We start from the raw sequence: 24,456 nt of genomic DNA, 5'->3' as shown, positions 1-24,456 counted from the left end.
CCGGGCGCGGAGTGCGGGGTGTGAAGGGGGCGGAGGGTCACTCCAGGACGCGTACCTCGTCACCGACGCGCACCGTCCCCGGGACGACCGGCACCAGCTGGCGCCCGAAGGCGAGCGACTTGCCGATGCGGCGGTGGCGGGCCAGGGTCTTCAGGGGCTCCCGGCCGCGCTCGGCCGTGGCCTGGTCGGTGGTGGTGACGATGCACCGCCCGCACTCGCGCACCCCGCGGAAGACGGCGTCGCCGATCGCGATGCGCCGCCAGCCGTCCTCGGCCCAGGCATCGAGGGGGCCGCCGACCACCACGTTCGGGCGGAAGCGGTTCATCGGCAGGGGGCCCTCCTCGGGGTGGTCCCCCTCGGCAATCAGGGCGTTGAGGGCGTCCAGCGAGGCGGCGGTGGCCAGCAGCACCGGGTAGCCGTCGGCGAGGCTGACCGTCTCGCCGGGCAGGGCGTGGTCGGGGTCGACGGGCCGGCGGACGGCCGGGTCGTCGAGGTGGACCAGCCGCGCGGGCTGCCCGAGGTAGGCGCTGAACCACTCGGCGGCGGCCGCCGAGGCGACCACCGTGTCGACCTTCTTCCCGAACAGGACCACCGGCTCCAGCGGGCCCGGTTCCGGCACGTCCACGGTCAGGTCCGGCATGCCGGGCGCCGACAGGCCGACCCGCCCGCCGGCCAGCGGACGGGACGAGGCCAAGGCCAGCCGCGCCTGCTGGCGTTGGGTGATGATCGCGCCGGTCTCGTCGACGACGGCCCACCGGCGGTCACCGGCCGGGCCCCAGGGCTCCACGGCCATCTCGTCGGGAGCGGTCCCCGCTACCGATTTGACGGGATGGACATGGAGGGACTGGACGTACAAGTTCGACATGGGGGCATTTTGCCAGCCGCCCGTGCCTGCGCCCCACCGCGTTTCGCACAGGGCGCGGGTTCCGGCCGCGGACCCCGGCGCGGTCACGGCCGGGGCGCGCCGGGGCGTGGCGCGGCCGGTCAGTAGCCGCGGCTCTGGTACTGGCCTCCGTAGGGGTCCTGGTACGAGGGGTACGAGGGGACCGCCGCGGCGGCCGGCACGGCCGTGGGCACGGGCGCGACCATCTGCACCGGGGCCGCCATCGGGCGCGGGGCCGCCGGGCGCATGGCCTCGTACCCCGTGCCCGCCGCGAGCGGCCGGGGCTGCTGCTGCGGCTGCTGCTGCGGCACGAACCCGCCCCGGGGCGGGAGCTGCTGCTGCGGGACGTACGGGGCGGGCGCGTGCTGAAGCGGAACCGGCATCGGGGCCGGCGCGGCCGGCTGCTGCTGGTACCCGTAGCCGTACGCGGGGGCCGGCATCGGCTGCGGCGACGCGGGCGGCAGGGCAGGCATGGAGGAGGCGAGGGCCGGAAGGTATCCACCGCTCGAGTAACCGGCACCAGGGGTGTCGTAGGCGGCCGGAACGCGGATCGGGGCGATCTGCGGAGTCCCGCGTTCTGCGACGAGGGAGTCGTAGATGGGGGTGTCCGGGAAAGAGGGCGCGGAGTAGTAACCGCCGCCATAAGTGGAGCGGGGGGAGGTCATGGGAGACAAGTTAAGCCCACGGCTTCACCGGGTCCATAGCCAGGTGGCGGCAACACCGCTCTGACCTGCATATTCCCAGGTCAGAGCCACAGCTTTCACTTGACGTTCACGTGCACGATTCGCCACATGCACCCCGCCTTGTTCGCACTCGTACTCGCCGGTTGGCCCGTGCACGCATCCGGAACTGACGCACGGTCACAACGCGGTGACCTCGGATGACATCGCCGGACGCGGGCGCGATGCCGGGGTGACCTCCCGTCAGGTCCGGCCGGTGCCGCCCGGGTGGTTTCAGGCATCGCTCGGCCGGGCATAGGTACGGCCCTTCCACGCGGCCCCGCGCCCCCGGTAGTGCTGCACGGCCGAGTCGACGGTCATGAGCAGGTACAGCAGCGCGGTGAACGGCAGCAGCGGCGCGAGCGCCGCCGGCTGGCGGTAGTAGCGCAGCATCGGCAGGTAGGTGCCGGCCATCAGCAGCCAGGCCAGCCCGCCGGCGGCGGCGACGGCGGGCCGGCCGGCCGCGAGCCCGGCGAACAGTGCCGCCGGGGGGACCAGGTAGACCAGCACCAGCCCGGCCACCGTCCCGGCCAGCAGCAGCGGCTGGTGGCGGAGTTGGGCGTACGCGCTGCGCGAGACCATCCGCCACAGGTCGGCCAGGGCCGGGTACGGGCGGACGCTGTCCACCCGCTCCGCCAGACCGAGCCAGATCCGCCCGCCCGAGCGCTGGACCGCCCGCGCGAGGGCGACGTCGTCGATGACGGCCTGGCGGATGGAGTCCGGGATCCCGGCGCGGACGGCCGCCTCCGTGCGCAGCAGGACGCACCCCCCGGCGGCCGCGGCGGTGCGCGCGCCGGGGCGGTTGATGCGCCGGAAGGGGTACAGCTGGGCGAAGAAGTACACGAAGGCGGGCACGACGAGCCGCTCCCAGACGCTGACGACGCGCAGCCGGGCCATCTGGGAGACCAGGTCGAGTCCGGAGGTGGTCGCGGCGGCGACCAGTTCCCGGAGGCTGTCGGGCTCGTGCGCGATGTCGGCGTCGGTGAGCAGCAGGTACTCGGGGGCGTCGGGTGCGCTCGCGGTCGCGTGGGTGATGCCGTGGCGCAGGGCCCAGAGCTTGCCGGTCCAGCCGGGCGGGGGGTCGGAGGGGCTGAGCACCGTGAGGGGGAGGCCGGGCTGCTCGGCGGCCAGGCGGCGGGCCAGGTCCGCGGTGCCGTCGGTGCTGCCGTCGTCGACCAGGACGATGCCCGCCTCGCCGGGATAGTCCTGGGCGAGGAGCGACGGCAGGCTCAGCGGCAGCACCCCGGCCTCGTCCCGGGCCGGGACGACGATGGCGACGGAGGGCCAGCGGGCGGGGGCGGTGCGCGGGGCAGGCGGGTGTCGGTGCGCCAGAACATGCCCTGGGCGAGGGTCAGCCAGAGCCAGGCGGCGAGGGAGGCGTAGGCGGCGATGAGGAGGCCCATGGCGGCAGTCTCGCCGAACCGGGCGGGGCGTGTCCCGCGTCCGGGCCGATCACCTCCGGCATCGCCGCAGCCGCGGGCGGGGTCTCGTAAATGTATAGGAGTAATGGGATGGTTTGCTGCGGTATGACGGGCCGGGATTCGAGGGGTGGGCGGGGGCGTCGACTAAGGTGACCCGGTGAAGATCGCGCTCATGGACTCGGGAATCGGCCTCCTCGCTGCGGCCGCCGCGACGCGTCGGCTGCGGCCCGACGCCGATCTGCTGCTGTCCTCCGACCCCGACGGGATGCCCTGGGGGCCGCGTACCCCTGCCGACCTCACCGAGCGCGCCCGCGCCGTCGCCCGGGCCGCCGCCGAGCTGCGGCCCGACGCGCTGATCGTGGCCTGCAACACCGCTTCCGTGCACTCCCTGGCCACCCTGCGGGCCGAGCTGGAGCCCGGGATCCCCGTCATCGGCACCGTCCCCGCCATCAAGCCCGCCGCGGCGGCGGGCGGGCGGGTGGCGATCTGGGCCACCCCCGCCACCACCGGCAGCCCCTACCAGCGCGGGCTGATCCGCGACTTCGCCGCGGGCGTCCAGGTCACCGAGGTGCCCTGCCCGGGCCTCGCCGACGCCGTCGAGTACGCCGACGAGGAGGCCATCGCCCGCACCGTCGCCGCCGCCGCCGAGCTGACCCCGGCCGACGTCACGGACGTGGTCCTCGGCTGCACGCACTACGAGCTCGTCGAGGAGTCCATCCGCGCCGCCCTGGCCGCGCGCACCGGCGGGGCGCGGCTGCGGTACTACGGCTCCGCCGAGGCCGTCGCCGTCCAGGCCCTGCGCCGGATCGGCGCCGAGCCCGCGCCGGAGCTGCCGCGGACCGGCGGCCTGACGGTCCTGCACAGCGGCCGCCCGTCCACCCTGCCCGACGCGGCCCTCGCCTACGCCGAAGGCCGCCTCCTGGCCGGCCAGGACCAAAACGCCACCGTGGGCGGGTAGCCCGCCCCGCACCGCCGTCCGGTAGCGCTCGGGAACGATCCGGACCGCTTCGTCGTGGGGCTGGGGCTGCGTCTGCGTCTGTTGTGTCATGACGGCGAACGCAGGACCTCGAGTTTGGTCGAGGTCAAGCGCGGGCAGGCGCGGACCGGACGGGACCCCGGGCTCCGGGAGCGGGATGCGCCGAGTGGCGCAGAGGCGGTGGCGGACATGCGGAACGTGGGTACGCTGCTGCTCATGACGGGTCACCCTCCGGGCCCCCTCTGGACGGGCCGTGCCTCCAACCGGGCGCAGTGGCTGCTGGCCGCCGCCGGGGCGGCCTGCCTCGCGCTCGGCGTCGAGCTGGCCGTCGACAACTCCTGGGCCTCCGGATACGTTCCGCTGCTGATGTCCGTGATCGGCTGCCTCGCCGCCGGGCTGCTGATCCTCTACGGCACCCTCGCCTTCGTGTACGTGGCCGTCACCGTCGACGCCGAGGCCATGGAGGTGCGCTGCGGCCACATCGGGCTGCCGCGCCGCAAGATCCGCCTCGCGGAGGTCACCGCCGCCGAGTTCCTTCCCCGGGTCACCCCGCAGCAGTGGGGCGGCTGGGGGTACCGGTGGCGGCCGGAGAAGGGCACCGCGGTGATCGTCCGGCGCGGGGAGGGCGTGGAGCTGCGGCTCGGCGACGGCAAGCTGTTCACCGTCACCGTCGACGATGCCGAGAACGCCGTCCGCGTCATCCGCACCCACCTGCGCGCCCTCGCCCGCTGAACCCGGCCCCGGCCCCCGCAGGGGGGCCCGTGGCCTTACCAGTCCTTGGGGTACGGGCACGTACACTCCGCCAGATGAGCAGCAGTGTCACCCGGGCCGCCGAGAGCGAGCCCTCGCAGCCCGCCGGACCAGCCGTAGCGGACAGCCCGAGCGCGGCCGCCGCCGCGACCTCCCCCGGCACGGGGAAGCGCCGGGCCGCCGCCCTGGTGCGCCCCGCCTCGGCCGCCTTCGCCGGCGTGCTGCTCTACCTCAGCTTCCCGCCCCGCCCCCTGTGGTGGCTCGCCCCCTTCGCCCTGGCCCTGCTGGCCGGCTGCCTGCACGGCCGCCGGGCCCGGGCCGGCTTCGGGCTCGGCTTCCTCTTCGGGCTCGGCTACCTGCTGCCGCTGCTCGTCTGGACCAGCGAGGGCGTCGGCCCCGTGCCGTGGCTGGCCCTCGTCACCCTGGAATCCCTCCTCATCGGCCTGGCCGGCCTGGGCATCGCCCTGGTCAGCCGGCTGCCCGCCGCACCGGTGTGGTCGGCCGCCGTCTGGGTCGCCGTCGAGGCCCTGCGCGCCCGGGCCCCGTTCGGCGGGTTCTCCTGGGGCCGCCTCGCCTACGGGCAGGCCGACGGGATCTTCGTACCGCTCGCCGCCGTCGGCGGGACCCCGCTGCTCTCCTTCGCCGTCGCCCTCTGCGGGTTCGGCCTGTACGGGGCCGCCCGCATCGCCCGACGCCAGCCCACCCGCACCGCCGCTGCCCTCGCCGCCCTCACCGTCGCCGCCCCCGTCGGCGCGGCCCTCGCCGCCCGCCCGCTGGTCTCCGATGCCGCCGAGGACGGCACCGCCGTCGCCGCCGTCATCCAGGGCAACGTGCCCCGCGCGGGCTTCGACTTCAACGCCCAGCGCCGCCAGGTCCTCGACAACCACGCGAACCGCACCATCCAGCTCGCCGAGGACGTCAAGGCCGGCCGGGTCCCCAGGCCCGACTTCGTGCTGTGGCCGGAGAACTCCTCCGACATCGACCCGTTCACCCAGCCCGACGCCCACGCCGTCATCGACAACGCGGTCCGGGCCGTCGGCGTGCCCACCGCCATCGGCTCCGTCCTCGCCCCCGAGACCGGCCCGCTGCGCAACACGATGATCCTGTGGGACCCGGCCAAGGGCCCCGTGGACACCTACGACAAGCGCAAGATCCAGCCCTTCGGCGAGCGCATCCCGATGCGCTCCTTCGTCCGGCTGTTCAGCTCCGACGTGGACCGGGTCCGCCGCGACTTCGGCCCCGGCAAGGAGCCCGGCGTCTTCGACATGGCGGGCACCGGCGTCGGCATGGTCACCTGCTACGAGGCCGCCTTCGACGACGCCGTGCGCTCGACGGTCCAGGCCGGCGCCCAGGTCATCGCCGTCCCGAGCAACAACGCCACCTTCGGCCGGACCGAGATGACCTACCAGCAGCTGGCCATGGACCGCATCCGCGCGGTCGAGCACAGCCGCAGCGTCCTCGTCCCCGTCACCAGCGGCGTCAGCGCGGTCATCCGCCCCGACGGCACGGTGGTCAAGCAGACGAAGATGTTCACCGCCGACGCGCTCGTCGACGAGATCCCGCTGCGCTCCACCGAGACCCCGGCCACCCGCCTGGGCCCGCTGCCCGAGTACGCGCTGGTCCTGGCCGCCGCCGCCGGCCTCGGCACGGTCCTGGCCCGCCGGATCCGCGCCCGCCGCGCGAACCCGTAGGGGCGGCGCATGAGCACACCCGAGTTCATCCGCGAGATCCGGGCCTCCGGCGCCGGCCGCCGGCTGCTCCTGCTGCCCGGGGTCACCGCCGTCGTCTTCGACGACGAGGGCCGGGTGCTGCTCGGGCGCCGGGCCGACACCGGCCGCTGGTCGGTCGTCGGCGGGATCGCCGAGCCCGGAGAGCAGCCCGCCGAGACGGCCGTGCGCGAGGTCTACGAGGAGACGGCCGTCCGGTGCGTTCCCGAGCGGGTCGTCCTCGTCCAGATGCTCGAACCGGTCACCTACGCCAACGGCGACGTCTGCCAGTACCAGGACATCACCTTCCGCTGCCGGGCCACCGGCGGACAGGCCCGCGCCGCGGACGGCGAGCTGCTGGAGGTGGCCTGGTTCGCCCCGGACGGCCTGCCGCCGCTGGAGCCCTTCGCCCTGCGCCGGATCCACCGTTCCCTCGCCGAGGAGCCGACCTGGTTCGAGGTTCCGGACCCGGCCTAGTGCTGTGGCCGGAAAGGTTTGCCGGTTCGCGGTGTCCGGTGCGGTGCATCGCAAGGCGGAGGGCCGCGGCTCGTACTGGACGTACTTGCGCGGTCCGACAACGCAGCGAGGTGCCGTGCCGGGCGCCGTGAGGCGGTGAACCTTTCCGGTCACAGCACTAGGCACCCCCTGGGCGCCTACGGGCGCGCGACCCCCGCCGCCTCGCAGTACAGGGCCATCGCCGTGTCACCCATCACCGCGCTGTACGACACCTCGGGAACGTCCCCGCCGCCCTGGTACCCGCCGAGGACCCCGGCCAGCGCACCGCCCGCCAGCCAGGGGCTGCCGCTGGTACCGCGGCTCAGGTCCGGGCAGTCGATCCGGCGCTGGGCCGGCGAGAACAGGCTCGTCGCGTTGGAGCAGCGCAGCGGGGTGTCCTGCACGCTCGGGTAGCCGAGCACGGTCACCGTCACGTCAGCGGGCTGCGCGGCGGCCACCGGGAAGCCCCCGACCACGTCCTCCACCGCCCTGCTCTCCCCGGCAGCGGCCGGAGCGACCGTCGCGAAGGCGATGTCCGCGTCCGGGTCCCGGCCTTCCGTCCAGCCCGGGGCCACCCACACCCGGGTCAGCCGCCACAGCCCGTACGGGGTCTCGCCGTCCCGGTAGCCGGGGGCGAACACGGTGGTGTCGGGGTGGTCGAGGCAGTGCGCGGCGGTGGCGATCACGTCGTGGCCCAGGCTGCGCACCACGGACGCGGTGCAGAAGTGCCCCCCGTCGACCCCGCCGGCGAACAGCGCCCCGACCCGCCCGCCCTCCGCGTCGGCGGGGGCCTCCTCGGTCACCCCCAGCGGGGTGGCGGCCCCGGCCTCGGGCAGGTCCAGGCTGAGCAGGGCGCCCATGGCGGTCACCGCGAGCAGGATCCGTGACGCCCGCCGGGCACGGGCGCTGGGACGGCCGGCGGCCTTGCGGGGGAGGATGCGTTGGATCATGCATCCGAGCCTCCCCGGGAAAACTGTGGCCCCGGCACGGATTTCCGTATGAATCAGCTGTGAATGCGGGGCCGCCGCACTCCCGCCGCCATCCCGCCGGATCCTGTCGGAAGGCATGAACGGACTCCGCTCCCCGGCCCGCGACTTCGGCGGAAGCCACCGGTCTATGGACGCGGCGGACGGTTTCCCGGCCCGCTGTTGTGCACGGCGGTGCGTGATCGACGGGCCCGCCCGCCCCTAGCCTCGCCGCAAGAGCACGAACGAGGGGCGGTACCCGGTGAACTGGCTCATCCACGACTACCGCGAGGGCGATCTCGCGGCGGTGGTCCATCTGATCGACACGACGGCCGAACTCGGCCAGGAGTCGGTCTTCTCGCTCGCCGAGTGCATCAGCGCGCTGACCGACCGGCAGCCCTGCGTGGTCGCCGTCCACCAGGGCGTCCCCATCGGCGCGGCCCTCGCCTGCGTGACCGGCGAACGGGCCTGGGTGATGCGTATCGCCATCGCCGCCGGATGGCGCGGCCGCGGCCTCGCCAGCGCCCTGCTCGTCGAACTGGAGCGCCGCCTGATCGCCGCCCGCGTGGGGCGGATCGCGTACGTGCTGCCCGAAGAGGACCTGCTCGGCGAGGGCCTGCTCAACGCCGGGTACACCCGCCAGCCCGCCGTCGCCTACTTCGAGAAGACCGAACCGCTGCACGGACCGGCCGCGGGCCTCCTCGACGACCTCGGCGGCCGGTTCCTGCCGAACGACCTGTGGGCCAAGGTCGCCGGCATGGAGAAGGAGAAGGAGCTCATCGAACGCCGCGTGGTGCTGCCCCTCGCCGAACCCGAGCGGGCCGCCGCGCACGGGGTGCGCCCGCCGCGCGCCATCACCCTCTTCGGGCCGCCGGGCACCGGCAAGACCACCTTCGCCCGGGCCATCGCCTCCCGGCTCGGGTGGCCCTTCGTGGAACTGCTGCCCTCCCGCCTCGCCGACGGCGGCAACCTGGCCGCCGCCCTGCGCCAGGCCTTCGCCCGGATCGCCGAGCTGGAACGGGTGCTGGTCTTCATCGACGAGGTCGAGGAGATCGCCCCCGTACGCAGCGAGCCCGCCCAGCCCGGCGGCGCCCACGGCGTCACCAACGAGCTGCTCAAGCTGATACCCGGCTTCCGGGAGGGCGACGAGCGGCTGCTGGTCTGCGCCACCAACTCCATCCGCTCCCTCGACCCGGCCTTCCTGCGTCCCGGCCGCTTCGACTACCTGATCCCGATCGGCACCCCCGACGCCGGGGCCCGCGCCGCGATCTGGTCCCGCTACACGGCCGGACGCGCCGACGTGGACGTGACCGCCCTGGTGGCGGCCACCGAGCTGTTCACCCCGGCCGACATCGAGCACGCGGCGCGGACCGCGGCGCAGGTGTCCTTCGAACGGGACCTGGAGGCGGTCGGCGCCCGCGGCGCGGCGGCCCAGCCCGGCGCGACCACGGCCGACTACCTGGCGGCCGTCGCCCAGTGCCGGCCCACGGTGACCCCCGCGATGACCGGGGAGTTCCAGGCCGACATCACCGCCCACGCGCGGTTCTGAAGACTCCCTCCCCCGGTTGCGGCGGGGGACGGGAACGCGAAACGGCCCGCGGCCGCTCCCCAAAGCGGCCGCGGGCCTTCCGCGCGAACCCGGCATCCGAGCGGAAACGGCCGTGCTCCCAGGGGGTGTCGCCGGAGGGAACACGGCACGCCAGGGTGCCCTGGGGCGTCCTGCACGCCCCGGTCGGCACCCCCGAGTCAACCACCGTCCCCGCCTCCCGCGCCTCGGCCGGACGGCCATACCCACCCCGCCCACAAGAACGACCCCGCCGGCACCCCCGGGCTGCGCCGGCCACGCGGTGATCCGGATCCCGTGTCAGACAGGCCCTAGAAGACTGATGAAGATGTTGGGTTCTGGCCCCGCCGCGTCAGCGGTGGGGCCAGACTCGTGTTGTGGTTCAAGGGGAGTGGGTCGGGGAGACGGTCGGACCTGATGTGTGGGCGACGTGCCGGGAGTTGATTCCGGCTGGGAGTGTGTTCGCGTTCCTGGCCGAGCACCGTGGCCGGTTGTTCCCCGCGGCGATGTTCGCGGACATGTATCCGTCGGCGAACGGGCGGCCGTCCATGCCGCCGCAGATTCTGGCCGCGGCGATCACATTGCAGGCCCTGCACGGCATGTCGGACTTCGAGACGGTCCAGGAACTGCGGTGTGACCTGCGGTGGAAGGCCGCGTGCGGGCTGGGACTGCATGACACCGCGTTCGACCCGTCGCTTCTGGCGTACTTCCGGCGCCGGCTGGCCCGCTCCACCAGCCCGAACCGGGCCTTCGAGGCCGTGCGGGAGGTCGTGAAGGCCACCGGTGTCCTCAGGGGCAAGCACCGGCGGGCACTGGACTCCACCGTGCTGGACGACGCGGTCGCCACCCAGGACACCGTCACCCAGATCATCGGCGCCATCCGGGTGGTGATCCGGGAAGTCCCCGGCGGCGCCGAGGCTGCCGCCGCGCAGTGCACCGCCCACGACTACACCGACCCGGGCAAACCCCGCATCACCTGGAACGATGCCCAGGCACGAGCCAACCTGGTCGACGCGCTCGTCGGCGACGCGGTCAGACTGCTCGGGCATCTGCCCGAGCAGGAACTGGGCGAGAAGGCAGCGAACGCGGTCGGCATCCTCGCGCTGGTCGCCGGGCAGGACGTGGAACCGGCCGAGGACTCCGACGGCCGTGACGGCCGCTGGCGCATCACCCAAGGGACCGCCCCGGACCGGATGATCTCCACCGTCGACCCCGAGTCCCGGCACATCCACAAGACCCGCTCCCATCAGCAGGACGGATACAAGGCCCACCTCGCCGTCGAGCCGGAGACCGGGTTATACACCGCCGTCGCCCTGCGGCCCGGGGCCGGGCCAGAGCACCACGAGGCAGCCGTCGGCCTTGAACTGCTGGCCGAGGAGGACACCCCGGTGGACGCCTTCGGTGACACCGCCTACTCCACCGGCGACGCCCGCCAGGCCCTCGAAGAGGCCGGACACCGGCTGTTCCTCAAACCCGCCCCGCTGCGGCCGGCCGTCCCAGACGGCTTCACCCTCGACGACTTCGCCATCGACACCTCCGCCGCCACCGTGACCTGCCCCCAAGGCCACACCGTCGGCCTGTCCGAGCCCGGCGGCCGCCACCACCAGCGCAGGGCCGTCTTCGGGAACGTGTGCACCCGATGCCCGCTGCGTGAGCAGTGCACCAAGGCCAAAGCCGGACGCGTCCTGACCATCCGCCCCCACCACGATCTCCAAGCCGCGGCCCGCCGCCAGGCCGCCACCGACCCCGCCTGGCAGGCCGACTACCGCCGCTGGCGGCCACCAGTCGAACGTGCCGTCGCCTGGCTCGTCCACCACGGCAACCGCCGACTCCGCTACCGGGGCACCATCAGCAACAACGCCTGGCTCCACACCCGAGCAGCCGCCCTCAACCTCCGCCGCCTGATCAACCTCGGACTCACTCACACAGGCGGCACCTGGCACCTCGCACCGGCCATCACATAACCAGAGGGGCCGCCCGGCCTACGGCCGGACGGCCCCTCAACAAGATCTTCATCAGTCTTCTAGCGCGGGCAGGTGTAGGTGAACTCCGTCGCCGCGGTCCGTTCGGTGGGGGAGAGCAGCTGGAGTTCCGCACGGGCCGGGTAGGTGCCCGTGCCCCTGAAGGTCCACATCAGGTGGAGGGTCGCCTCGGTGCGGCCGCCGGGGACGCGTTCGGTGAGTTCCTCCGAGCGGGTGCCGTCGCTGCGGACCCAGCGGTACGTCAGGGTTCCGGGGCGGCCGTCGGTGCGTACGGTGGCCACCACGTCGGCCGCCGCGTCGCAGGCCGGGCCCCGCGGGTCGGTGCTCACCGCCACCTCGCGGACCTCGACGGCCGGCCCGAACCGCTGCCAGCCCAGGTACGCGAGCACCCCCGCGAGGACCACGGCGGCCAGGGTGTACCGGCGCCAGCCGCTCCGCCGCCGGGGCGGCGCGGGCGCGGGAGCGGACGTGACGGGGAAGGGTGCGGGCAGGGCCGCCGTCACCCCCGGGCCGAACCGCAGCACGGCGCCCTCGACCCGGTCGGGGGCCGCGTCGGCCGGCGGCGGGGGGCCGCTGAACCAGTGGCTGCCGAGGACGGTGGCGCTGTAGCCGTCGTCCTGCGGGGGGTGCGGATCGCTCATCGCGGGGGCTCCAGGTCCGTGCAGCGCAGCAGTCGCTGGGAGTCGGAGGCCGAGGCGTTGGCCGCGGCGGGCTGGGTGGTGACCCGGACGCCGGCGTAGCAGCCGCGGCCGCGCGTGAAGGTGTGGGACCGGACCACCGTGGCCGGTGCGCCGGCCTGGACCACGACCGTGTCGGTGCCGTCGGGCACGGAGTAGGCGCCCTGGCTGTCACCCAGGTACCACTGGACGAGGACGGTGACCGGACCGCTGCCCTGCGTCGTCAGGGAGACGGAGGCGTCACCCCGGTACGCGCCGGGCTTGAGGGTGACGCCCAGCTTGGTCACCCGCAGGGTGGGCGAGGGCGTCGGCGTGGGCGACCAGCTGACCGTCGGCGTCGGCGTCGGGCTCCAGGACGGGGTGGTGCCGGCGGAGGGCCAGGACGTCGGGGTGGGCGTCGGGGAGGGGAGCGACGCCGAGGGCGTGGGCGTCGGGCTGCCCGAGGCCGACGGCGACGGCGAGGGGGACGGCCCCGGTGCCGGCGGGGCGGCGGTCGGAGCGGACCCGGGCGCGGAGGGGCTGGTGGTGGCGAAGTCGCTGAGCGCCGACGGCGACGGCGGTGTGCCGGCCGCGTCGGTCGTGAACACCAGTGCCGCGCCCAGCACCAGCGCCAGGCCCGTGGCCAGCCAGCCGCCGCGCCCCGGGGCCCAGCCCGAGCCGATCGAGGTGGTGGCCACGGCCGTGGTCCCCGCGGCCGCGCCGCCCGCCGAGGGGAACAGCAGCGGCAGCAGGGCCGCCAGCGCGGCCAGCTTGCGCTGTCCGCGCTCCTCCCACTGCGGCCCGTACGCGGCCACCGCCAGGGCTTCCAGCTCCGCGACGAAGGCCTCGGCGTTCTCCGGCCGCTGCTCGGGCCGTTTGGCCAGACCCCGCCGGATCAGCGGTCGTACGGCCTCGGGGGCCTCGGTCTCCGGTACGGGAGCCTCGATGTGCTGGACGGCGAGCTCGGCGAAGTTCCCCCCGTCGTAGGGCTTGCGGCCGGTCAGGCACTCGAAGAAGGTCGCGGTGGCCGCGTAGACGTCGGCCGTCGGCGAGGCCGGCTGCCCCTGCCACTGCTCGGGGGCCATGTAGGCGGGGGTCCCGGCGACCCCGGGGGTGCTGCCGCGGCCCGCGGCGATCCCGAAGTCCACCAGCTTGGACGAGCCGTCGGCCGCGACCAGCACGTTCTCCGGCTTGTAGTCACGGTGGACCACCCCGGCCCGGTGGGCGGCCGCCAGCCCGAGCAGGGAGCCCTTGAGGACCACCAGCGCGGCCTCGGGTTCCGTCCGCCCCGACTCGCGCAGCACCGAGCGCAGGGAGACCCCGTCGATGAGCTCCATGACGATCGCGGCCCCGTCCGGGGCCTCCACGTACTCGTAGAAGCCGGTCACGTACGGGGAGACCAGCCCGCCCAGCAGCCGGGCCTCGGCCCGGAACTCCCGTACGAAGGCCGGGTCCTCGCGCATCCGGTCGCTGAGGTACTTCACGGCGACCGCCGTGCCGGTGGCGTCGTGGACCGCGAGCACGACCCGGCCGCTGCCGCCCGAACCCAGCTCCCGGACCCCGGTGTACCCGGGTACCGTCCAGCCGTCGTTCATCCCCGCCCCCCTCCGTGGCGTCACCGGCTCCTCCCAGAGCCGGACCGGTCGGTTCCGACCGGCCACACCCATGGACACCATTGAGCCACGGCTGGTTCCCGACCGTCCGGCCCGTCCGGTCCTCGGACCGGCCGGACGGGCCGGACGGTCGGGAACGGCCGGAAAGGGCCAGTGGCGGTCAGCGGCGGTCAGTGCCGGGCGGAGGTGGGTAGGGGCGGTCACGCCGCGGCCGACACCGCGCCGATCATCGCGTGCAGCCGGTCCGCCGCCGCCCGCCCGAAGGCCGGGTCGTTGATGTGGGTGTCGTAGTCGTGGAGCCGGGCGGCGCTGCCCCGCAGGCCCTCGCGTAGCGCCGCGAACAGGGCCCCGTCCGCCTCCGGATCGTGGTACGGGCCCCCCGGGGCGCCCAGCGTGGACAGCCCGCGCAGCGGCACGCAGACCGCCGTCGGCCCCGTCGCCGCGCGCAGCTTGGCGGCCACCCGGCGGCCCAGCTCCGCGCACTCGGACTCCGTCGTGCGGATCACCGTGATCGAGGGGTTGTGGATCCGCACCCGCCGGTAGCGGACCCGTTCCGGCAGGGTCTCCAGCGGCCCGAACTTCACCATGTCCAGCGCCCCCGGGCTCACCACCTGAGGGATCCCGGCCCGCCCGGCCGCGCTCAGCCGGTCGGGGCCCGCGGTGAGGACGCCGCCGCACAGGTCGTCGGCGAGCTCGCTGAGGGTCAGGTCCAGCACGCCCGCGAAGATCCGCTGCGCGGCCAGCTTCTCCAGGGTGCGCCCGCCCGACCCGGTGGCGTGGAAGACCAGCACCTCGTAGCCGAGCTCGGTCAGCCGCTCCCGGGCGGCGTCCACCCCGGGCGTGGTCACCCCCGCCATGCTCGCCGCCACCAGCGGCCGCGCTCCCGAACCGAGCCGGACCGGGCGGGTGCGGTCCAGCGCCGAGCGGGCGAAGCCCTTGGCCATGGCGGCGACCGCCTCCGCCGCGTTGGCCAGCACCGGAGCCGAGACGCTGTTGATCCCGGCGATGTCCACCACGCTGTACATCATCGTGATGTCCGAGGAGCCCACGTACGGGGAGACGTCCCCCGAGGCCATCGACGAGACCATCACCTTCGGCACGCCCAGCGGCAGGGCCCGCATCGCCCGGGTGGCGATGGAGGTGCCCCCGCTGCCCCCGATCGCGAGCACCCCGTGCAGCCGGCCCTCGGCGTGCAGCCGTAAGAGGGCCGCCTCCGCCCCCCGGGCCATCGTGGTCACGGCCGCGCCCCGGTCGGCCGCGGTGCGCAGCCGGGAGAGTTCGGTGCCCGCGGCCCGCGCCACCTCTTCGCGGGGCACGTCCGCGGGCACCCGTGGTTCTCCCATGATCCCCGTGTCGACCAGTACCACCTCGACGCCGGCGCGCAGCAGCCTCTCGCGCAGCCAGCCGTACTCGACACCCTTGGTGTCCAGGGTTCCCACCAGCACGACGCTCGTCATATGTGCAATGTCCATGCAGGTGAGGTTTGTTGGCAAGTAAAGGTCAGGTCAATCCGCCAGGAGGGCCAACAACCGCTCCAGGAAGGGGATTTGAGAGGCGATCAGCTTGTTCCTGGCCAGTGGGGGAGCGAACCAGGCCACCCGGTCCAGCTCGGGGAACTCGCGCTCGGTCCCGGAGTGCGGCGGCCACTCCATCGTGAAGGTCCCCGGCACCACCAGCGCCGGGTCGAGGTCGCCCTCCACCGCCCACACGGTCACCAGCTTCCCGCTGGACAGCCGCACCTCGCCCAGCGGCAGGTACGCGCCCTCCGGCGGGGGCAGCCCCAGCTCCTCGGTGAACTCCCGGCGGGCGGCGTCGCGCGGGGTCTCGTCCGGCCCGTACTCCCCCTTGGGGATCGCCCAGCCCCCGGCGTCCCGGCCCGCCCACAGGGGGCCGCCCATATGGCCGAGCAGCACCTCGATCCCGCCGATGCCGTCACCGGCTCCGTCACCGGCTCCGCGGCGGCGGAACAGCAGCAGGCCCGCGCTCTGTTTGTACCTCTTCGGCTGCGTCACGGTCCCATACATGCCCCGCCCCGGCCCCGGTCAGTGACCGGAGCCGGGGCGGGGGAGCGCCGCGGCCGCCTCAGTGCTCGTGCGGGCCCTCGCGGTGGACCGGACCGTGCGCGTCCGCGCAGTGCGGGTCCGGGACGTCGGGGCCCTCGCCCGCCCGGCCCACCGTCAGCAGCTCGTCCTGGACGTGGTCCACCTGGAGGGTGGTGTGGGTGATCCCGTACTCCTTCGACAGCAGCGCCTCCAGTTCGCGCCGCACCGCGTGGCAGTCGCCCGCCGGCTCCACCAGCACGTGCGCCGACAGGGCGGCCTGACCCGAGGTGATCGCCCAGATGTGCAGGTCGTGCACCTCCGTCACCGGCGGGTGCCCGACCAGCCGGTCGCCCACCGCGTCCGGGTCCAGGTGCGCCGGAGCGGCCTCCAGGAAGATCCGTCCCGACTCCCGCACCAGCCCGTAGCCCGCCTTGACCATCAGCACCACCACCACGAGCGAGGCGATCGCGTCGGCCTGCACGAAACCGGTGGTGAGCACGATCAGACCGGCCACGGCCGTCCCGATGAAGGCGAACAGGTCGTTGAGGATGTGCTGGTAGGCGCCCTCCACCGCCAGCGAGGAGCGGTTCGCCCGCGAGATGCACCAGGCCGCGGCCACGTTCACCACGATCCCGGCCAGCGCCGTCACCAGCACCAGCCCGCCCTCCACCGGCGGCGGATCCATCAGCCGGCGCACCGCCTCGTACGCCAGCCAGACCGCCAGCAGCAGCAGGGTCAGGCCGTTGGCCTGGGCGGAGAGTATCTCCGCGCGCTTGAGCCCGAACGTGAACCCGCCGCGGGCCGGCCGCGCCGCCAGCCGCATCGCGACCAGCGCGAGGACGATCGAGACGGCGTCGGTCAGCATGTGCGCCGCGTCGGAGATCAGGGCCAGCGAGTGGGCCAGCACGCCGATGACCACCTCGACGGCCATGAAGCCGCCGATCAGGGCGAGCGCGATCGCCAGCCAGCGGCGGTCGGCGTCGGGGTCCACACCGTGGCTGTGCCCCGCGTGGCCGTGGCTGTGGTCGTGGCCCGGTGCCGAGGCGTGCGCGGGCCCGTGCTCGTGGTCGTGGCTGTCGTGCCCGGTCATCGCGTCCCTCGTCTGTCCGTCTGTTCGGTTCCGACGCGTGAAGTGAAGCGCACCCCGGCGCATACGGCAAAGGCTGCAACGGGGACCGTTGTCATTACCCATAAGACCCGCTTGACCTGCGCTTATGCCGGGGCGGACGGATCGTGGGAAAATCTGTTCATGGTCCAGCGCCCCGGAGTGCCGACCGCGCCCGAACTCGTCCTGGAAACCGCCCGAGGCTCGACGGAAATGAGCCCCGGCAGGACTTACCACGTCGGACGCGACCCCCTCTGCGAGATCTGCTTCGAAGACGCCCGCGTCTCGTGGCACCACGCCGTCCTGCGTCCCGACGGAGACCACTGGACCGTCGAGGACGAGAACAGCACCAACGGAACCTGGGCCGCCGACGGCCACCGCATCAGCGTGGAGAGCGTCGGCCCCGGCAGCGAGCTGCGCTTCGGCAACGCCGTCGACGGCCCCCGCGCCGTCCTCGTGGGCCGTACGCCGGCCCCCGCCCCCGCGGCGCGCCCCTCCTCGGTCACCAACCCGGCCATGACCAGCACCTTCCGCCAGCCCACCAGCGTCCGGGCACTGCCCGCGCTGACCGCCCTGCGGATCGGCCGGGACCCCGCCAACGACCTCGTGATCGACAACCTCGTCGTCTCCCGCCGGCACGCCGAACTGCGCGCCCTCGCCGACGGCACCCACGAGATCGTCGACCTCGGCAGCCACAACGGCACCTACCTCAACGGCGCCCCCGTCAGCCGGGCCAGGATCGCCGAGGGCGACATCGTCGGCATCGGCCACTCGGCGTTCTGCCTCGTCGGCGACCGGCTCCTGGAGTACACCGACACCGGCGAGGTCTCCCTCGACGTCCAGAACCTGTCCGTGACCGTCGACCACGGCCGCAAGACCCTGATGGACGGGGTCACCTTCCCCGTCGGGGCCAAATGCCTCCTGGCCGTCGTGGGCCCCAGCGGCGCGGGGAAGTCCACCCTGCTCGGCGCGCTCACGGGCCTGCGCCCCGCCGACACCGGAACCGTCCTCTACGACGGCCGCGACCTCTACCACGACTACGCCGAACTGCGCAGCCGCATCGGCCTCGTCCCCCAGGACGACATCCTGCACGCCCAGCTCACCGTCCGCCGGGCCCTCGTGTACGCGGCCGAGCTGCGCTTCCCGCAGGACACCAGCCGGGCCGAACGCGAGGCCCGGGTCGACGAGGTGATCCGCGAGCTCGGCCTCGTCCAGCGGGCCGACCAGCCCATCCACAGCCTCTCCGGCGGCCAGCGCAAACGGGTCTCGGTCGCCCTCGAACTCCTCACCAAGCCCTCGCTGCTCTTCCTCGACGAGCCCACCTCCGGCCTCGACCCCGGCATGGACCGCTCGGTGATGAACATGCTGCGCGGCCTCGCCGACGACGGCCGGACCGTCATCGTCGTCACGCACAGCGTGCTCAGCCTCGACGTCTGCGACCGGCTGCTGTTCCTCGCCCCCGGAGGGCGCGTCGCCTACTTCGGCCCGCCCCAGGAAGCCCTCGACTTCTTCGGCTTCGCCGAGTGGCCGGAGGCCTTCGAGGCCTTCGAGAACGACCGGGAACGGGACTGGGCGGGCGCCTTCCGCGGCTCGCCGGTCCACCGGCGCTACGTCGAGCTCACCGCCCGCGGCCCGGTGCCCGCACCGCTCGCCGCCCAGGCGGCCGCGGCTGCGCCGCCCGCGCCCCCGCCCAAGGCGCAGAGCTGGGGCTCCCAGCTGTCCACCCTGGTCCGCCGGTACGCCGCCGTGCTCAGCGCCGACCGGACCTTCCTCGTCATCATGGTGGCGCTGCCGTTCATGATGGGCGCCATGGCCCGCGCGCTCGCCGGGAGCACCCTCGACGTCGAGACGGCACTCAACGCCCTGCTCATCCTCACCATCGGCGGAGTGCTCACGGGCGCCGCCAACGCCGTCCGCGAACTGGTCAAGGAACGCGTGATCTACCAGCGCGAGCGCGCCGTCGGGCTGTCGCGCTCCGCCTACCTGATGTCGAAGGTGGTGGTGCTGGGCGCGATCACCGTCGCCCAGGCCGTGGTCCTGACCCTCATCGCCCTCGCCGGAGTGGACCTGAACGCCCCGGGCGGCAAGGGCGTCCTCATGCCGCCGCTGATCGAGATCACCCTCGCCGTCGCCCTGCTGTCCTTCACCGCGATGATGCTCGGCCTGATGATCTCCGCCCTGGTCAAGAAGGAGGAGGTCACCATGCCGCTGCTGGTCCTCCTCGCCATCGTCCAGGTCGTCTTCTGCGGAACCCTGCTGAAGCTCTACGGGGTCCCCGTCCTCGAACAGGTGGCGTGGCTGGCGCCCTCCCGGTGGGCGATGGGCGCGATGGGCGCCACCATCGAGCTGGCCAAGATCGTCCCCGGGAAGCTCACCCAGGACCCGATCTTCCACCACGAGTCGAGCGGCTGGCTGGTGTGCATCGCCGCGCTGCTCGTGCTGTCGGTGCTCTTCGGCCTGGCGGTGGCCCGGCTGCTGCGCCGGCAGGAGCCGGCCGTCATGCGGAAGCAGCCACGGCGATGACCTTCCCCGACCCCATCCCGGAGTTCCACCCCACCCATGTCGTGCCGCAGGAGGGGCTGCCCGCCTGGGAGGCGCCGGACGTGGCCCGGCCGACCGCGCCGCTGGACCCGTTCCTGCCCGTGCAGCTGCTCTCCCGGCGCGGGGAGTGGACGGAGATCCTCTGCGCCAACGGCTGGTCCGCGTGGGTCGACGGACGGCTGCTGGTGGCGGTGCCGCAGCCGCCGCCCACCTCCGGCCGGCCCCTCGCCCGGACCGAGGACCCCGGACCGCTGCTGGGCCGGGCCGCCGAGGCCCTGGAACGCTACCGCCGGGCCGTCCGGGACCACGCCGACGGCGCGGCGGGCGGCGAGGACTTCGGACGGGCCGTACGGGGACTGAGGGTCGGCATCGTGATCGACGGGGAGTCCGCGTGGCTCTACGACGAGACCTCGCGGCGGTGGATGTACGCCGACGGCAGCCGCATGGCGACCTACGCGGTCGTCTCGGGGCCGGGCGCCCAGGCCCCCGAGCCGGAGCCGGCGCCCGGGCCCGGGCGGGTGGCGCCGCCGGAGGCCGAGACCGCGGCGGGCGCCCCCGTACCGGTTGTGCCGGCCACACCGGCCCCACAGGTCCCGCCGACCCCGCAGGCCCCCCGGCCGCACCGGCTGAGACGGGGCACGAGCCGACCCGCATCGTGGACACGCCCGAGGCCGGAGGGCGCTGATGGGCGCCGCCGACTCGCTGGGCGGCCGGCCCTCCGGCCTGCTGGGCAAGAAGATCGCCGGATACCTGGTGGAGAGCGAGATCGGACGCGGCGGGATGGCGGTCGTCTACCGGGCCCGCGACCTGAGGCTGGACCGGACGGTGGCGCTGAAGCTGCTGGCCCCCGAACTCGCCCGCAACGACACCTTCCGCAAGCGCTTCGCCCACGAGTCGAAGGTGGCCGCGGCCATCGACCACCCGCACATCGTGCCCGTCTTCGAGGCGGGGGAGACGGACGGGCTGCTGTACATCGCCATGCGGTTCGTCGCCGGGCAGGACCTGCGGGCGCTGCTGGACCGGACCGGTCCGCTGCCCGTGGAGACGGCCGCCCGGATCGCCGGCCAGGTCGCCTCCGCGCTCGACGCCGCCCACGACCACGACCTCGTCCACCGGGACGTCAAGCCCGGCAACATCCTCGTCGCGGACGGCACGGACAGCGAACATCCCGAACACGTCTACCTGACGGACTTCGGACTGACGAAGAAGTCCCTGTCGCTGACCGGGTTCACCAGCGTCGGGCAGTTCGTCGGGACCCTGGACTACGTGGCTCCGGAGCAGATCGCCGGGAAGCCCGTGGACGGGCGCTGCGACGTGTACAGCCTGGGGTGCGTGGTCTACGAGATGCTCACCGGCGGGCCGCCGTTCCAGCGGGACGACGACATGGCCCTGCTGTGGGCCCACCAGTTCGACCCGCCGCCCGCGCCTTCCTCGCGGCGGCCGCAGCTCACGGCGGCGGTGGACGAGGTACTGGCCAAGGCCCTGGCGAAGGCGCCGGAGGACCGCTGGGCGAGCTGCCTGGAGTTCACCGGGGCCCTGCGCCGGGCGGGTTCGGCCCCGGCCGCCCCACCGGTGGCCGGTGCCGTCGCCGGAGCCGCCTCGGAGGCGGGCGCCCTCGCGCAGGCCGCGGGGCCGCCGCCCCCGCCTCCGCCGCCCCGGTGGGCGCTGCCGGTGTTCCGGGGACGGGCCTGAGGCCGTCCCCCCGAGGCCTCGGGGGGAGAGAGGACGTCAGGTCCGGGAGACGGGCCTGAGGCGTCAGGCCTGTTGCCTCGCCGAGAGGGGGCTCACCGCTCCTGGCGGGCGGGCGAGGGCTCGTCCACGCGCCCGGGGTGGTGCAGCGGGCGGGCCAGGAGGGCGCCCAGGAAGCCGGCCACCGCGCCCCAGAGCAGGCCGAGGCCGGTCGTCCGCCACAGCGACGGGGCGAGCTCGATCCTGCCGCCGAGCCCCGAGTCGTCCCCGATGCCCAGCAAGGACAGCCCGAACTGCGCCTGGACGCGCCCCAGCAGACAGACCGTCAGCGTGGCCAGCGCGAGCGCCACCCCCAGGTGCAGCGCGTGCTGCCACGCCCGCACCCCCGCCGGGGAGCGTACGGCGGCCAGCACGCCGGCGCCGAGCAGCGTGAGGGCGGCCACCGCGACCAGCCACCACGCCCGCCCGTCGTGCCGGGCGAGGGAGGACACGTCGAGGGTGGACAGGTCCGGCCCGCGCAGCACCCGGTCCAGCAACTGCGGTACCGGCAGCCCGAACGGGCCCTCGGCCCGGCCCTGCCAGGCGCCGCCGAAGCCCAGGGTCAGGCCGAGCCAGGCCAGGTTCGGCAGGCCGAGCAGCAGCACGGCGAAGGTCCGTGTGGCGTGCCCCTGGGTGGCGGCCACCACCAGGCCGATCACCAGGGCGAGGGCCACGTACCCGACGAGCAGCACGGCGGTGGCGAACGCGGCCGGGCGCACCGCCGTGTGGAAGCGCAGCAGGCCGGCCGGCAGCGGCGCGCGGCGGGAGACCAGCAGGGCGATCAGCAACAGGCCCAGGATCCACAGCAGCCCGAACCCCAGGGTGGCGGGCAGGTCCGCCCGGAAGCCCACCGTCGGGGTGGAGTCGAGGAGTTCGCCGAGGTCCTCCAGCGGGGAGTCGCCGTTCAGCAGCCGGAAGGTGTGGTTGGCGAAGAGCGCGAACAGGGTGAGCAGGACCAGCCACAGCACGGCCGGCAGGGCGCCCCGGGCGAGCAGTTCGCGCGGCCGGGCCACCGCACGGTGGCGCAGCGGGCGCAGGAACAGGTACCCGGTGGTCAGCGCGCCGGCCAGGCTCACCGACAGCGGCAGCACGGACAGGCTCGCGTCGGCGCCGCCCAGCGCCCCGGCGCCGCCCGTCACGCCGACCTCGCCGCCCGCCGCCATCACGACGACGGCGGCGACCACATGGGGGAACGCGCCGCCCGGCAGGTCGGCCGCTCCCGCGCAGGCGAGCCCGGCGGCGGCCACCGCGGTCATCACCGCGAAGCCCGCCACGACGGCGCCGAGGGCCTCGCGTCCTGCCCTCACGGAGGTGCTGCTCACCCTGCAACCGTGGCACTCCCGGCTTGCGGCCACCACTCGGCCCGCGCACACAATGACGGAAGGAGTGCCTGAAGTCCGGCAGATGTCCGGAATTCTTTCGTTCGGTGCTCGGGAAGAAGGGCCCGTGACCACTCAGCCGTCCGGTGGGCAGCCGCCCCCGTCCTCTTCGCAGCCGCCGGCCTCGGAGCGTCCCACGGGTCCCCCTTCCGGCCCCCTCTCGGGCGGGGACCGGGGGTCCACGCCCCCACCGCCCGCACCCCCCGGAGAGCCGTCCGGCGGCGGTGGCGGGGAACCGCCCGGCCGTCCCTGGTGGCGGTCCGTGCCCCGGCTGGTCACGGCGGCCGTCGCGGTGGCCGCCGTCGCCGCCCTGGCCGTGGTGCTGACCCGGCCCGGCGGCGGATCCTCCGGACAGGCCGGGGGCGAGGTGTTCCTCCAGTCGGCCGCCGCCTCCGGGCCGGACCCCTTCACCGAGTCCACCGCCGCGCGGCAGGCCACCCCGCCGCCCCAGAGCCCCGCGCCCAGCCAGAGCGCCGGCACGGCCGCCGCCACGGCCTCCGGTACGACGGCCACCCGCAGCGTCAGCGGTTCCGCGCCCGGCCTCTACGGCGGCACGAGGGACGTCGCCAGCTGCGACGTGGAGAAGCAGATCGGGGCGCTGTCCGGGCAGCCCGCCAAGAACAGCGCCTTCGCCTCCGCCCTCGGCGTCGAACCGGCGGCCGTACCCGGCTACCTGCGCGGGCTGACCCCCGTACAGCTGCGCCTGGACACCCGGGTCACCAACCACGGCTACCGCGACGGCGCCCCCACCGCCTACCAGGCCGTGCTCCAGGCCGGGACGCCCGTGCTGGTCGACGACCGCGGGGTGCCGAGGGTGCGGTGCGCCTGCGGGAACCCGCTGGGTCCGCCGGTGGCGCTGAAGGCCAACCCGAAGCGGTACGGGGAGCCGTGGGCCGCGTACCAGCCTTCGAAGGTGGTGGTCATCGCGCCGTCGGAGACCACCGTGAACGCCTTCGTCATCTACGACCACCAGGACCGCCGCTGGCTCGAACGCGGGCGCGGCGCCAGCCCGAAGCCCGACAAGCCGGTCCCGCCCCCGCCGGTGACCACCCCGGTGCCCACCGTCAGCACGACGGCCGCACCCGCCACGCCCACCCCGCCGGCCACCTCCTCCGCCCCGCCGACGCCCAAGCCCACCGCCCCGCCGACGCCCAAGCCCACCGGCCCGGCGACGAAGACCCCGCCCGCCACGGAGACCGCACCGGCCACCGAGACCCCGCACGGCACCCCGACGGAGACCGCCGAACCCCCCTCCGCGACCGCCACGGAGGAGCCGTACCCGCCCGCGCCGGCCACACCCCCGGCCACGACCCCGCCGGCCCCCACGCCCCCGGCCCCCACGCCCCCGCCCGCCAACCCCCCGGTGAACCCCTACTAGAGGCACGGCCCCCGGCCCCCCTCCGCGCCGCGGAGCGGGGCCGGGGGCCGCCCGGCCCCGGCCGGACGCGCTGGGCGCGCCCGGGTCAGGCCGGGTCGGCGCAGACCGTGCCCGTCTCGTAGATGGTGCCCACGTCGTCCGGTTCGGGCAGCGCCGTCGGGAACTCCGTGGGCAGTCCGGTCGGTTCCTCCGCGTTGAGTACGGCGACTTCGACCGCCGCGCAGTAGCGGGTGTCCGGGCGGATGCCGGCGTCCAGCTTCTTGACGACGGTCTTGCCCACCCCGGGCACCTCGCCGGACAGGATCACCCGCAGGGTCTGCCCGCCGCCCTCCGGGCGCAGGACGAGCACATTGCTCTTGTCATGGGGTTCGGTGTCGAGGAACGAGACCGTCACGTCCGGGGCGTTCAGCTTCAGGCTCAGCAGCTTCGAAGCGGCCGAGGACGGCGTCGCGAGCCCCGCCGCCAGTCCGCAGGCCAGCACCGTCCCGACCGCGGCCCGGTACTTCCAGCTCAGGCGCCTCATGGGAGTTTCCCTTCGCAGACAGGGGGACGA

Annotated in this window: 19 protein-coding genes and 1 pseudogene; 9 read left to right on the top strand and 11 right to left on the bottom strand. The window is 74.6% G+C overall.

Going from position 1 to position 24,456, the window contains the following annotated elements; genetic code table 11:
* Window positions 1-37 precede the first annotated feature (37 nt).
* The 3 genes and pseudogenes from B4U46_RS04765 to B4U46_RS04755 all read right to left on the bottom strand — a co-directional run bounded on the left by B4U46_RS04765 (window position 38) and on the right by B4U46_RS04755 (window position 3,005).
* A complete protein-coding gene (locus B4U46_RS04765; RefSeq protein ID WP_079424342.1) occupies window positions 38-865 on the bottom strand; it encodes an MOSC domain-containing protein in 828 nt (275 codons plus the stop codon).
* A 119-nt stretch (window positions 866-984) separates the two neighbouring features.
* Window positions 985-1,548 carry a DUF6643 family protein gene (locus B4U46_RS04760; RefSeq protein WP_079424340.1) on the bottom strand — a complete coding sequence of 188 codons (564 nt, stop codon included), beginning with the start codon at window positions 1,546-1,548 and terminating at the stop codon, window positions 985-987.
* Between the two features lie 288 nt (window positions 1,549-1,836).
* Window positions 1,837-3,005, bottom strand: a pseudogene (locus B4U46_RS04755) (glycosyltransferase).
* Between the two features lie 175 nt (window positions 3,006-3,180).
* On the opposite strand from B4U46_RS04755, the gene B4U46_RS04750 reads away from it, so the two are divergent.
* The 4 genes from B4U46_RS04750 (at window position 3,181) to B4U46_RS04735 (ending at window position 6,932) form a co-directional block, all read left to right on the top strand.
* Window positions 3,181-3,981: a glutamate racemase gene (locus tag B4U46_RS04750; protein ID WP_079424338.1), complete on the top strand. Its 801-nt coding sequence runs from the start codon at window positions 3,181-3,183 to the stop codon at window positions 3,979-3,981.
* Window positions 3,982-4,215: 234 nt separating this feature from the next.
* A complete protein-coding gene (locus B4U46_RS04745) occupies window positions 4,216-4,731 on the top strand; it encodes a hypothetical protein (protein ID WP_237292631.1) in 516 nt (171 codons plus the stop codon).
* A gap of 74 nt (window positions 4,732-4,805) precedes the next feature.
* Window positions 4,806-6,440, top strand: coding sequence for an apolipoprotein N-acyltransferase (gene lnt / locus B4U46_RS04740; RefSeq protein WP_079424336.1), 1,635 nt, complete (start codon window positions 4,806-4,808; stop codon window positions 6,438-6,440).
* Between the two features lie 9 nt (window positions 6,441-6,449).
* On the top strand, window positions 6,450-6,932 hold the full coding sequence (locus B4U46_RS04735; RefSeq protein ID WP_079424334.1) for an NUDIX hydrolase: 483 nt from the start codon (window positions 6,450-6,452) through the stop codon (window positions 6,930-6,932).
* Between the two features lie 176 nt (window positions 6,933-7,108).
* On the opposite strand, the gene B4U46_RS04730 is transcribed toward B4U46_RS04735, so the two are convergent.
* Window positions 7,109-7,900: a trypsin-like serine peptidase gene (locus B4U46_RS04730; RefSeq protein WP_107438228.1), complete on the bottom strand. Its 792-nt coding sequence runs from the start codon at window positions 7,898-7,900 to the stop codon at window positions 7,109-7,111.
* Window positions 7,901-8,177: 277 nt separating this feature from the next.
* Between B4U46_RS04730 and B4U46_RS04725 the strand changes: the two genes are divergently transcribed.
* Window positions 8,178-9,464: an ATP-binding protein gene (locus B4U46_RS04725; protein WP_079424332.1), complete on the top strand. Its 1,287-nt coding sequence runs from the start codon at window positions 8,178-8,180 to the stop codon at window positions 9,462-9,464.
* Between the two features lie 434 nt (window positions 9,465-9,898).
* Entirely contained in the window at window positions 9,899-11,443 is a 1,545-nt protein-coding gene (locus B4U46_RS04720; protein WP_079423731.1) for an IS1182 family transposase, read from the top strand.
* 59 nt (window positions 11,444-11,502) lie between these two features.
* Here the strand turns inward: B4U46_RS04720 and B4U46_RS04715 are convergent, their stop codons facing one another.
* The 5 genes from B4U46_RS04715 to B4U46_RS04695 all read right to left on the bottom strand — a co-directional run bounded on the left by B4U46_RS04715 (window position 11,503) and on the right by B4U46_RS04695 (window position 16,862).
* On the bottom strand, window positions 11,503-12,102 hold the full coding sequence (locus B4U46_RS04715; protein WP_079424330.1) for a hypothetical protein: 600 nt from the start codon (window positions 12,100-12,102) through the stop codon (window positions 11,503-11,505).
* The gene (locus tag B4U46_RS04710) at window positions 12,099-13,712 is read right to left on the bottom strand and encodes a serine/threonine-protein kinase (RefSeq protein ID WP_079424329.1); all 1,614 of its coding nucleotides are present in this window, start codon (window positions 13,710-13,712) and stop codon (window positions 12,099-12,101) included. Before B4U46_RS04710 ends, B4U46_RS04715 begins: the two co-directional genes overlap by 4 nt.
* 218 nt (window positions 13,713-13,930) lie before the next feature.
* Window positions 13,931-15,187: a Tm-1-like ATP-binding domain-containing protein gene (locus B4U46_RS04705; protein WP_079424327.1), complete on the bottom strand. Its 1,257-nt coding sequence runs from the start codon at window positions 15,185-15,187 to the stop codon at window positions 13,931-13,933.
* A 48-nt stretch (window positions 15,188-15,235) separates the two neighbouring features.
* The gene (locus B4U46_RS04700) at window positions 15,236-15,754 is read right to left on the bottom strand and encodes an NUDIX domain-containing protein (RefSeq protein WP_079424325.1); all 519 of its coding nucleotides are present in this window, start codon (window positions 15,752-15,754) and stop codon (window positions 15,236-15,238) included.
* A 58-nt stretch (window positions 15,755-15,812) separates the two neighbouring features.
* Entirely contained in the window at window positions 15,813-16,862 is a 1,050-nt protein-coding gene (locus tag B4U46_RS04695; protein ID WP_079424323.1) for a cation diffusion facilitator family transporter, read from the bottom strand.
* 159 nt (window positions 16,863-17,021) lie between these two features.
* On the opposite strand from B4U46_RS04695, the gene B4U46_RS04690 reads away from it, so the two are divergent.
* The gene (locus B4U46_RS04690; RefSeq protein ID WP_079424321.1) at window positions 17,022-19,400 is read left to right on the top strand and encodes an FHA domain-containing protein; all 2,379 of its coding nucleotides are present in this window, start codon (window positions 17,022-17,024) and stop codon (window positions 19,398-19,400) included.
* Window positions 19,401-20,102: 702 nt separating this feature from the next.
* A complete protein-coding gene (locus B4U46_RS04680; protein WP_079424319.1) occupies window positions 20,103-21,110 on the top strand; it encodes a serine/threonine-protein kinase in 1,008 nt (335 codons plus the stop codon).
* A 92-nt stretch (window positions 21,111-21,202) separates the two neighbouring features.
* Here the strand turns inward: B4U46_RS04680 and B4U46_RS04675 are convergent, their stop codons facing one another.
* Complete coding sequence (locus B4U46_RS04675) at window positions 21,203-22,468, bottom strand: streptophobe family protein (RefSeq protein ID WP_167747569.1); 1,266 nt, start codon at window positions 22,466-22,468, stop codon at window positions 21,203-21,205.
* A 319-nt stretch (window positions 22,469-22,787) separates the two neighbouring features.
* Here B4U46_RS04675 and B4U46_RS04670 point away from each other — a divergent pair, with 319 nt between their 5' ends.
* Window positions 22,788-23,903 (top strand): DUF6777 domain-containing protein, encoded by a 1,116-nt coding sequence (locus B4U46_RS04670; RefSeq protein WP_237292629.1) that lies wholly within the window; start codon window positions 22,788-22,790, stop codon window positions 23,901-23,903.
* A gap of 85 nt (window positions 23,904-23,988) precedes the next feature.
* Here B4U46_RS04670 and B4U46_RS04665 read toward each other — a convergent pair whose 3' ends face one another.
* Window positions 23,989-24,426: a hypothetical protein gene (locus B4U46_RS04665; RefSeq protein WP_079424315.1), complete on the bottom strand. Its 438-nt coding sequence runs from the start codon at window positions 24,424-24,426 to the stop codon at window positions 23,989-23,991.
* Window positions 24,427-24,456: the final 30 nt, after the last annotated feature.

This window comes from Streptomyces katrae (assembly GCF_002028425.1).
GTDB classification, from domain to species: domain Bacteria; phylum Actinomycetota; class Actinomycetes; order Streptomycetales; family Streptomycetaceae; genus Streptomyces; species Streptomyces katrae_A.
The sequence above is the reverse complement of the archived record's forward strand: the minus strand, read 5'-3'. Positions and strand labels throughout refer to the sequence as shown.

Bases quoted from the DNA above. Each gene is read 5' to 3' on its own strand.
- B4U46_RS04765 (WP_079424342.1), bottom strand. From the start codon at position 865: ATGTCGAACTTGTACGTCCAGTCCCTCCATGTCCATCCCGTCAAATCG.
- B4U46_RS04760 (WP_079424340.1), bottom strand. From the start codon at position 1,548: ATGACCTCCCCCCGCTCCACTTATGGCGGCGGTTACTACTCCGCGCCC.
- B4U46_RS04745 (WP_237292631.1), top strand. From the start codon at position 4,216: ATGACGGGTCACCCTCCGGGCCCCCTCTGGACGGGCCGTGCCTCCAAC.
- lnt (WP_079424336.1), top strand. From the start codon at position 4,806: ATGAGCAGCAGTGTCACCCGGGCCGCCGAGAGCGAGCCCTCGCAGCCC.
- B4U46_RS04735 (WP_079424334.1), top strand. From the start codon at position 6,450: ATGAGCACACCCGAGTTCATCCGCGAGATCCGGGCCTCCGGCGCCGGC.
- B4U46_RS04730 (WP_107438228.1), bottom strand. From the start codon at position 7,900: ATGATCCAACGCATCCTCCCCCGCAAGGCCGCCGGCCGTCCCAGCGCC.
- B4U46_RS04715 (WP_079424330.1), bottom strand. From the start codon at position 12,102: ATGAGCGATCCGCACCCCCCGCAGGACGACGGCTACAGCGCCACCGTC.
- B4U46_RS04710 (WP_079424329.1), bottom strand. From the start codon at position 13,712: ATGAACGACGGCTGGACGGTACCCGGGTACACCGGGGTCCGGGAGCTG.
- B4U46_RS04705 (WP_079424327.1), bottom strand. From the start codon at position 15,187: ATGACGAGCGTCGTGCTGGTGGGAACCCTGGACACCAAGGGTGTCGAG.
- B4U46_RS04700 (WP_079424325.1), bottom strand. From the start codon at position 15,754: ATGTATGGGACCGTGACGCAGCCGAAGAGGTACAAACAGAGCGCGGGC.
- B4U46_RS04695 (WP_079424323.1), bottom strand. From the start codon at position 16,862: ATGACCGGGCACGACAGCCACGACCACGAGCACGGGCCCGCGCACGCC.
- B4U46_RS04690 (WP_079424321.1), top strand. From the start codon at position 17,022: ATGGTCCAGCGCCCCGGAGTGCCGACCGCGCCCGAACTCGTCCTGGAA.
- B4U46_RS04680 (WP_079424319.1), top strand. From the start codon at position 20,103: ATGGGCGCCGCCGACTCGCTGGGCGGCCGGCCCTCCGGCCTGCTGGGC.
- B4U46_RS04665 (WP_079424315.1), bottom strand. From the start codon at position 24,426: ATGAGGCGCCTGAGCTGGAAGTACCGGGCCGCGGTCGGGACGGTGCTG.